Origin of the sequence: Achromobacter sp. (genome assembly GCF_049647645.1) — a bacterium.
Classification (GTDB): domain Bacteria; phylum Pseudomonadota; class Gammaproteobacteria; order Burkholderiales; family Burkholderiaceae_B; genus Achromobacter.
The window spans coordinates 1-7,845 of the sequence record NZ_JBARYB010000090.1 but is presented as its reverse complement, the minus strand read 5'-3'; the positions used below and the strand labels follow the sequence as shown (position 1 = coordinate 7,845).

Sequence of the window (7,845 nt, the reverse complement as noted above, 5' to 3'; positions counted from 1 at the left end):
CGCCGCGGCCGGCGAACAGTCCCTTGGGCGCGAACATCATGAAACCCATCAATATGACGCCGTAGATGATTTCCTGGAACGACAGCGCCTGGCGCAGCAGCTCGGAAATCAGGCCAAAGGCCAGGGCACCGGCGATGGCGCCGCGCACCGAGCCGATGCCGCCCACCACCACCATCGTCAGGATCAGGATGGTGGTCTGGAAGCCCAGGCTTTCCGGGTGGATGAAGGAAGCGAAGGTCGTGTACATGCCGCCCGCGATGCCGGCATAGGCGGCGGAAAGCGTGAAGGCGGTGCGCTTGATGGCGTTGACGTTCACGCCCATGGCCTGCGCCGCCACATCGCTTTCGCGCACTGCGCGGAAGGCCGAACCGAGCTGGGAGCGGGACAGGGCGACCGTGGCCCAGAGCAGCAGCGCGGCGATCAGCACCACGAAGGGGTACGCCTTGGCGTCCGACACCAGTTCATAGCCGAACAGCGTGGCCGGCGAGATCCGGAAGCCGTTCGAGCCATTGGTGACCGATTGCCAGTTCAGGAACACCCACTGCATCGCTTCGCCGAAGGCGAAGGTGGACAGCGCCAGGTAGATGTCGCGCATGCGCAGCGCCAGCGCACCGATGACATAGCCCAGCGCGGCTGCCAGCAGCCCGCCCGCGATGATGGAAATGAAGAAGGGCGGATGCCACAGATTGTTGATGAGGCCGGCGGTATAGATGCCCACACCGTAGAAGGCGGCATGCGACAGCGCGAATTGCCCGGTTTCGCCGATGACCAGGTGCAGGCCCAGGGCCAGCACCACGAACACCATCAGCAGGTTCACCACGTAGATGACATAACCGCTGGCCGCGAAGGGCAGGATCGCCAGCACGACGGCCATCAGCGCCAGCAGCGCATGGTCGATTTTCTTGCTCATACTTTCTTCACCTGCAGTTTGCCGCCCAAGAGCCCTTGCGGACGCAGCAGCAGCACCACCATGATCGCCACGAAGGGCGCAACCACGATGGCATTGGTCGAAATGAACAGTCCCACAAGGTTTTCCGCCACCCCGATCACGAAGCCGCCCACCACCGCGCCGGGCAGGCTGGTGATGCCGCCGACGATGGCCGCGGCATAGGCCAGGATGGCGATGTGGCCGATGTCTGGGGTGATCAGGATCTTGGGCGTGATGAGCAGCGCCGCGACCGCCGAGATCAGTCCGGCCAGCGCCCACACCAGCATGCGGATGCGGGTCAGGTTCACGCCCACCAGGCGGGCAGCCTTGGGATTCATGCCCACGGCGCGCATCGCGCGGCCAACCCGGGTGTAGGTGAACATGCCGAAGAGCAGCAGCATCACCCCCACCGCGACGGCGAAGATCACCAGGTCCAGCTGGGTCAGCACCGCGTCGCCGATGATGATGGCGTCGGTCGAGGCCAGCGGCGGCAGCGAGCGCGGCGTGTCGCCCAGGCCGGTCTGCCGCACCAGGCCCTTCAGCGCATAGGCCAGGCCCAGGGTGGCGATCACCATTTGCACGCCCACGCCCTTGGAGGCGATGACGCGTTCCATGACGACGCGCTGGAACAGGCCCGACAGGAGAGCCACGGCGGCGAGCGTGGTGGGAATGACGACGAGATAGGGCCAGCCCATCACCAGGGTGAGGAACAAGGCGATGTAGCCGCCGACCATGAAAATCTCGCCCTGGGCGAAATTGGGCACGTCGGTGGTCTTGAAAATGATCACAACGGCGACCGCCAGCAGCGCGTACACGCTGCCCGTCACCAGTCCCGACAGCACCCCTTGCTGCAGGAACAGCCAGATATCGGCAAAGCTCATGATGTTTCTCCGGCAGCCCGCGCGCTGCTGCGCCAGCGCGCGGGCCTGGCCCGTGGCGGGCCGCTGGTTTACTTCTGGTACTGCCAGACGCTCTTGAAGGCGCCTGGCACGAGCGACATGTTGGTGCCGTCGAACTTGATGTAGATGGCGGATTCCTGGGCGGCGCGGTCGTTGGGGCCGAACTCGATCGGACCGGCCATGACGCCGGAGTCGAACTTCATGGTTTCCAGCGCCTGCAACACCTTCTCGCGGGTGGGCTGGGGGCCGGCGGCCTTCAGCGCATTGACCACCGCCATCGCGGGCGGCAGGCCGTAGGGCATATAGGTCTGCGGATGGCCCGGCTTGGAGGCCAGGTCGGGATAGGCCTGCTTGTACATGTCGTACACCCAGGTCAGCTTGGCGCCGCCCGGCACGTCGGACAGCACTTCCTGGATGTAGACGTTCTTGAAGGCGTCCTTGTTGCCCACGTTCTCTACCAGCTGCTTCAGGTCGGCGGTGCCGTTCACCGCCAGCACGATGGGCTTGTTCCAGCCCAGTTCCTGCGCCTTCTTGATGATGAGCGCGGCGGGCCGGGCATAGGTGGTCAGCAGCAGCACGTCGGCGTTGGCGGCGCGGATCTTCAGCATGGGCGCGGTCACATCGGTGATGTTCGGATTCACCGACTGCACTTGCAGTGTCGCTTCGCCCAACTGCTTGACCTGGGCCTGCGCGGCCTCCAGGTTCCAGCCGCCGTAGGCGTCGTCATGGTTGATGTAGCCGATCTTCTTGGCCTTGAGCTGTTCGGCGGCGAACTGCACCATCGAGCCGCCCACGGCGTGCTGGGAGATGGAGAAGGCGCCGTAGATGTACTTGGATGGGGGATACAGCGCGCCGTCGCCCGAGGCGTTGAGCATGACGAGCGGGACCTTCTCGCGTTCCACGTATTCGCGCGAGGCCACCACCGCGGCCGAGCAGGAGCCGCCGTTGAGCAGGAACACCTTGTCCTGCTCGTTCAGCTTCTTCACCGCGGCGACCAGGTCGTTGGCGTTGCAGCGGTCGTCCTCGATCACCAGCTCGATCTGGCGGCCATGCACACCGCCTTCCTTGTTGACCTTGGCGTACCACATCTTGGCGGCGTTCAGCACGTCAAAGCCGTAGGCCATGCCGCTGCCCGACAAGGGCGCGAACAGGCCGATCTTGATGGTCTTGTCGGTGATGCCCGGCTCCTGCTGCGCTTGCGCGCCCGAACTCAGCGCCCATGCGCATAGCGCGGCGGCGGCTGCGTAGCGACTGCTTTTCTTCATCTTTGTCTCCCGTTTCTTTTGGTGCGCGCCTTTGTTGGTGGATGGCGCTTTGCTGCGTTGCCGGCCTGGCCGCCGGAATGCCTTACTGCATGCGGTAGCCACCGTTGACGTCGATGACGCTGCCGGTGATGTAGCCGGCTTCCTCGGACGCCAGGAAGCGCACGGCTGCTGCCACGTCGTCCACCGTGCCGATGCGGCCCAGCGGAATGGCTTGCGCTGCGGCGGCCAGCGCGCCGCTGCTGGTGACGGTGCTGCGCAGCATGTCGGTGTCGATGAGGCCCGGCGCGATGCCGTTGACCGTGACGCCCAGGTGCGCGGATTCGCGCGCCATGGCCTTGGTCAGGCCCAGCACCGCGGACTTGGCCGCGATGTACGAGGCGCTGGAGCGGTAGCCGCCCAGCTGCGCCGCCACCGAGGTGAACGTGACGATGCGGCCGTGCGCCAGGGGCGCGGCCTCGCGCCGGCGCAGATAGGCGCGGCCGCAAAGGAACACGCCGCGCGCATTGACCGCGAAGCTGCGCTCCCAAATGTCCAGCGTGGTGTCCTTGATGAGCGGGCGCTCGCCGTTGTCCTGGAACAGCAGCAGGCCGGCGGCGCTGACGAGCACGGCGATGGGGCCATGCTGCGCTTCGATCTGCTCGAAGGCGGTCTCAACCGAGTGTTCGTCGCTGACGTCGAAGGCATGGGAGGCGTGCGGCGCGCCCAGTTCGTCGGCCACGCGGCGGGCGCGTCCGGCATCCACGTCCGAGACCACGACGCGCAAGCCGGCGCTGGCCAGTTCCTGGCAGATGCGGGCGCCTATCCCGCCGCCGCCGCCCGTGACGAGCGCAAGACGGGGAGCCGGAGCCGTGCCGGCCGGCTTGGATACATTGGACATGCTGTCTCCTGGTAGCGTGCTGCCCCGCCTGAGGTGGGACATGGCCGCTGGTTTGAATTTTTTGCGATTATGTATACATGGAGTGTCAGCAGGTATAGGGGCTTACCCTGAGTTATGTTTGATTTATATCGTGTTTTATAGAGGTGTTCCGGAATTTGGAAATGCGCATGGTGGCTTATGTATTCTTCATGTATACAATGACGCTATGGACACGCTATCTCAACACGTTACCGACACGCTGCGGGACTGGGTGCTGCACGGCAAGTTCAGCCCCGGCGCCCGTCTGGAAGAAATCCCGCTGGCGGAAAAACTGGGGGTGTCGCGCACGCCGGTGCGCGCGGCGTTGGCGACGCTCGGCAATGAGGGCTTGCTGGAGCATCTGCCCAAGCGTGGCTATACGGTGCGCGCCTATGACATTGGCGAAATCGTGGCGGCCTACGAGGTGCGGGCGGCGCTGGAAGGACTGGCCTGTCGCCAGGCGGCCTTGCGCGGGCTATCTAACGATGCCGTGGCGGTGTTGAAGAATTGCCTGGACGAAGGGGACCGGATCCTGGGCAAGGGGGTCTTGCTGGCCGAGGACCATTTGCCCTACCAGCAGGTGAACATCACCTTGCACAACGGCATCCTGGAAGCCGCTGGCAACCCCTGGGTGCGGCGCTTCGCGACGCAGGCGCAGGCCATCCCCTACGCCTCGGACCGCATCATCCTGTGGGAAGACCACGGCATCATCCTGCGATCGCACGACGACCATCACCGCATCGTCAATGCGATCATCGCCCGCGACGGCGCGCGGGCCGAGGATCTGATGCGCGAACACGTGTATTACGCGGGCATCATCCTGAAGAACAACTACGAAAGGCTGGCGCAGGCGTACCGGGTGTGAGGCGCGCCTGCGGGCCGCGCCTTAGCCGGCCGCGCCTTAGCCGGCCGCGCCCGTTTCCAGGCAGGGCTTGAATTCGCCGGTGGCGGGATCGCGCAGGTACAGCAGGCCGGTGGCCACGCCGAAGTAGGTGCCGTGCAGTTCCAGGTCGCCCTTTTCAACGCGGCGGCGGATGGACGGGAAGGTCATCAGGTTGTTCAGGCTGTGTTCGACCGTGGCCAGTTCCAGGCGCTTCAGGTTGGCCTGGCGGTCGCCGGTGCCGGGGCCTAGGCGTTGGGCCACGGGTTCGATCTGCGACATCCACTTGCCGATGAAATCGCCTTTGGTCAGCGGCTTGGCATCGTCGAAGAAGGAGCGGATGCCGCCGCAGGAGGCGTGGCCCAGCACGACGATGTGCTTGACGTTCAGGCCGTTGACCGCGAATTCGATCGCGGCGCTGGTGCCGTGGTACGAGGATTCCGAGTCAGGGTCACAGGGCGGGACCAGGTTCGCGACGTTGCGCACGACGAACATCTCGCCGGGGCCGGCGTCGAAGATGACTTCGGGCGATACGCGCGAGTCGCAGCATCCGATGATCAGGATTTCCGGGTTTTGTCCCGATTCGGCCAGCTTTTGATATCGGCTGCTTTCTGAAGGGAAACGGCCCCCCAGGAAAGATTGATAGCCTTCGGTGAGTCTTTTTGGAAACATGATCTTTTCTTCCTCGTAGCTGGAGCCAGGCGTGCTGGCGTGTCGGCGCACGCAACAAGGGGCTTCGTGTGGAAGCCCCTTTTATTGAGTCGACAAACGGAATTTTCCCATATTTGACCTTGCGCCATGCTGTCTAAACCCTGCGGGAATCAGGGTTTTTTTGCCGCCGGGCTACAACATGCCGCGCTCGCGGCGCGGACGGCACGGGGAGACTAGCGGGCGTCGACGCCCAGCGCGGTGACGCGGGTGAACTGCAGCGGCGTGACGGCCCGGATCTGCTTGATCTGGCCGGGCGCCAGCGGGCCGACGACATCGTCGCGCACTCGGCCGATCTCGCGGTCCTGCGCGTCGTACAGCACGAAGGTGAGCATGGCGCTGTTGACGTGCCGCGCGGATTGGTTGGACAGCAGGCCCGTGATGGCCGACACGTTCTGGTTGACGTCGCGCACGGCCTGGACGTTGCCCAGCGTGACGCCATAGACCATGCCCTGTGCGCTGGCGGCGCCAGACAGGCCGGCAAGCAGCGCGAACGAAGCGAGGGCAAGTTTCATCATGGTCTCCTGTGCAGCCGCGGTGTCGGGCGCTATGTACACCCGCAGGGCGGTCGTCGCCGCCTCTGGACTGGGGGCATGCTTATCTCACACCTTTCCCGTCCTGTACACAACGGGGCAAAGGGATGAATGGGTAACAGGTTGCTTGGATTGGTCGCAAATTCGCCGGCGAGCCCGGCCTGCGCAAGAGGGAAGTGGCAGGCCGTTTCAGGGCCGCGTAAGGCCTTGGCGATTCTTGACTTTCCGCACTCTTGCGCAGGGTTCGGGTTTGTTCGATCATGACCGGGCCGGCGATTGGGCCGGCGGATCGTGCGGCCCGCCTTTGCGACTGAATCCAGGCGCGCGGGCGCCAAGGGAGGAACCCATGCTTTCCCGTACCAGCCAATTGGCCTCGGCCTTTCTGTTGACCGCTTGTTTCGCCGGCGCGGCGTTTGCCCAGACCCCTGCGGCCCCCGCTCCCGCCAAGACGCCCACGCCGCAGCAGCAGCGCATGGCCGACTGCAACAAGTCCGCGGAAGGCAAGAAGGGCGACGACCGCAAGACCTACATGAGCAGCTGCCTGAAGGGCGAGGCTGCCGCGCCCGCCAAGCAATTGACGCCGCAGCAGCAGAAAATGAAGGACTGCAACGCCAAGGCGACTACCCAGCAATTGACCGGCGACAAGCGCAAGACCTTCATGAGCACCTGCCTGAAGGGCTAAGCCTTAGGGGGCGGGGCAGGGGAGATTCCCAGGACCGGAGCCCGGCTTCCCAACGCGCTTGACCCGTCATTCCCGCCAGAAAGAAAACGCCAGCCGATGAACCGGCTGGCGTTCTTTTTTGCGTGAAACACGACTCATCCGCCAGAGCGTCCCGGCCCCTGCAACCGCCCCAGCGCACTCTCCAGCGCCAGTCCGACCGCCAGCACCTTGCGGTCCTCGCCCGGCAGTCCGTCGATCTCCAATCCCACCGGCAGTCCGTCCGCCGACAAGCCCGCGGGCACGCTCAGCCCGGGCAGGCCGGCATTGCTGCCGGGATCGACATTGCGCGCCAGGCGGCTGAAGCTCTCGAAGCTGCTGGCGTCCGGCGTCGCGGCCATCGGCATGATGGGCACGGTGGGAAACAGCAGGCCGTCCAGCGCATGCTCCTGGAACGCGCGGCGGTACACGTTGATGAGTTCGCCGCGATGCGTCGCCACGGCGCGTTCATAGAGGGGTTGCAGCTGCAGCACTTCGCCCGAGGGCAGGGGCAGCACGCCCGGCACGATCAGGCCGTCGAAGATTCCTTTGACGTCCGGACTGGATATCTGCGCCACCACCTGTTCGAAGGTGACGCCGGTCGCGTAGCGGCTGAGATAGTCCGTCAGGTCTGCCTTCTGTTCATATAGGCAGACCGGCATGCCTACCGCGGCGTTGCTCGCCTCCAGGCCCGGCATGTCCAGTTCCACCAGCTGCACGCCGGCCGCGCGCAGCTTGGCGAGCGCGGCATCCATCACGGCTTGCACCTGTGGGTCCAGGTCTTTCCAGAAATAGCCGCACAGGCCCAGGCGCATGGCAGCCGGCGGCAGCGCGGACAGCGGCTGCGGATCACCGGACAGCACAGCATCCAGCAGCACGATGTCGTCCATGCTGTTGGCTATCGGTCCGGGCGTGTCGCGGGTATGCGAGATGGGCGTGATGCCGGCGCCGTCGTAGCGGCCCACTGACGGGCGGAAACCGACCGCGCCGTTCACCGCCGCGGGCAGGCGTACCGATGCGCCCGTGTCCGTGCCCAGCGC

General features: G+C 65.3%; 9 protein-coding genes. 2 read left to right on the top strand and 7 right to left on the bottom strand.

What is annotated here, in order from left to right:
* The 4 genes from WBB14_RS10435 to WBB14_RS10420 form a co-directional block, all read right to left on the bottom strand.
* Positions 1-910: branched-chain amino acid ABC transporter permease (locus WBB14_RS10435; protein ID WP_424239763.1), on the bottom strand; the 910-nt coding region annotated here is incomplete at its 3' end.
* Complete coding sequence (locus WBB14_RS10430; protein ID WP_424239762.1) at positions 907-1,809, bottom strand: branched-chain amino acid ABC transporter permease; 903 nt, start codon at positions 1,807-1,809, stop codon at positions 907-909. The genes WBB14_RS10435 and WBB14_RS10430, both read right to left, overlap by 4 nt.
* Positions 1,810-1,877: 68 nt before the next feature.
* Positions 1,878-3,092: an ABC transporter substrate-binding protein gene (locus WBB14_RS10425; protein WP_332013298.1), complete on the bottom strand. Its 1,215-nt coding sequence runs from the start codon at positions 3,090-3,092 to the stop codon at positions 1,878-1,880.
* Between the two features lie 82 nt (positions 3,093-3,174).
* On the bottom strand, positions 3,175-3,969 hold the full coding sequence (locus WBB14_RS10420) for an SDR family NAD(P)-dependent oxidoreductase (RefSeq protein WP_424239761.1): 795 nt from the start codon (positions 3,967-3,969) through the stop codon (positions 3,175-3,177).
* 205 nt (positions 3,970-4,174) lie between these two features.
* Between WBB14_RS10420 and WBB14_RS10415 the strand changes: the two genes are divergently transcribed.
* The gene (locus WBB14_RS10415; RefSeq protein WP_013391284.1) at positions 4,175-4,852 is read left to right on the top strand and encodes a GntR family transcriptional regulator; all 678 of its coding nucleotides are present in this window, start codon (positions 4,175-4,177) and stop codon (positions 4,850-4,852) included.
* A gap of 36 nt (positions 4,853-4,888) precedes the next feature.
* On the opposite strand, the gene WBB14_RS10410 is transcribed toward WBB14_RS10415, so the two are convergent.
* Together WBB14_RS10410 and WBB14_RS10405 are read right to left on the bottom strand one after the other, a co-directional pair.
* A complete protein-coding gene (locus WBB14_RS10410) occupies positions 4,889-5,539 on the bottom strand; it encodes a carbonic anhydrase (RefSeq protein WP_332013296.1) in 651 nt (216 codons plus the stop codon).
* 212 nt (positions 5,540-5,751) lie between these two features.
* The gene (locus WBB14_RS10405; protein WP_424239760.1) at positions 5,752-6,093 is read right to left on the bottom strand and encodes an FxLYD domain-containing protein; all 342 of its coding nucleotides are present in this window, start codon (positions 6,091-6,093) and stop codon (positions 5,752-5,754) included.
* A 361-nt stretch (positions 6,094-6,454) separates the two neighbouring features.
* Here WBB14_RS10405 and WBB14_RS10400 point away from each other — a divergent pair, with 361 nt between their 5' ends.
* Positions 6,455-6,790 carry a PsiF family protein gene (locus WBB14_RS10400; RefSeq protein WP_424239759.1) on the top strand — a complete coding sequence of 112 codons (336 nt, stop codon included), beginning with the start codon at positions 6,455-6,457 and terminating at the stop codon, positions 6,788-6,790.
* A gap of 134 nt (positions 6,791-6,924) precedes the next feature.
* Here the strand turns inward: WBB14_RS10400 and WBB14_RS10395 are convergent.
* A partial coding sequence (locus WBB14_RS10395) for an amidase family protein (protein ID WP_424239758.1) occupies positions 6,925-7,845 on the bottom strand: 921 nt, incomplete at its 5' end.

Excerpts from the sequence above, each read along its gene's own strand:
- WBB14_RS10430 (WP_424239762.1), bottom strand. The coding sequence starts at position 1,809 with ATGAGCTTTGCCGATATCTGGCTGTTCCTGCAGCAAGGGGTGCTGTCG.
- WBB14_RS10425 (WP_332013298.1), bottom strand. The coding sequence starts at position 3,092 with ATGAAGAAAAGCAGTCGCTACGCAGCCGCCGCCGCGCTATGCGCATGG.
- WBB14_RS10420 (WP_424239761.1), bottom strand. The coding sequence starts at position 3,969 with ATGTCCAATGTATCCAAGCCGGCCGGCACGGCTCCGGCTCCCCGTCTT.
- WBB14_RS10415 (WP_013391284.1), top strand. The coding sequence starts at position 4,175 with ATGGACACGCTATCTCAACACGTTACCGACACGCTGCGGGACTGGGTG.
- WBB14_RS10410 (WP_332013296.1), bottom strand. The coding sequence starts at position 5,539 with ATGTTTCCAAAAAGACTCACCGAAGGCTATCAATCTTTCCTGGGGGGC.
- WBB14_RS10405 (WP_424239760.1), bottom strand. The coding sequence starts at position 6,093 with ATGATGAAACTTGCCCTCGCTTCGTTCGCGCTGCTTGCCGGCCTGTCT.
- WBB14_RS10400 (WP_424239759.1), top strand. The coding sequence starts at position 6,455 with ATGCTTTCCCGTACCAGCCAATTGGCCTCGGCCTTTCTGTTGACCGCT.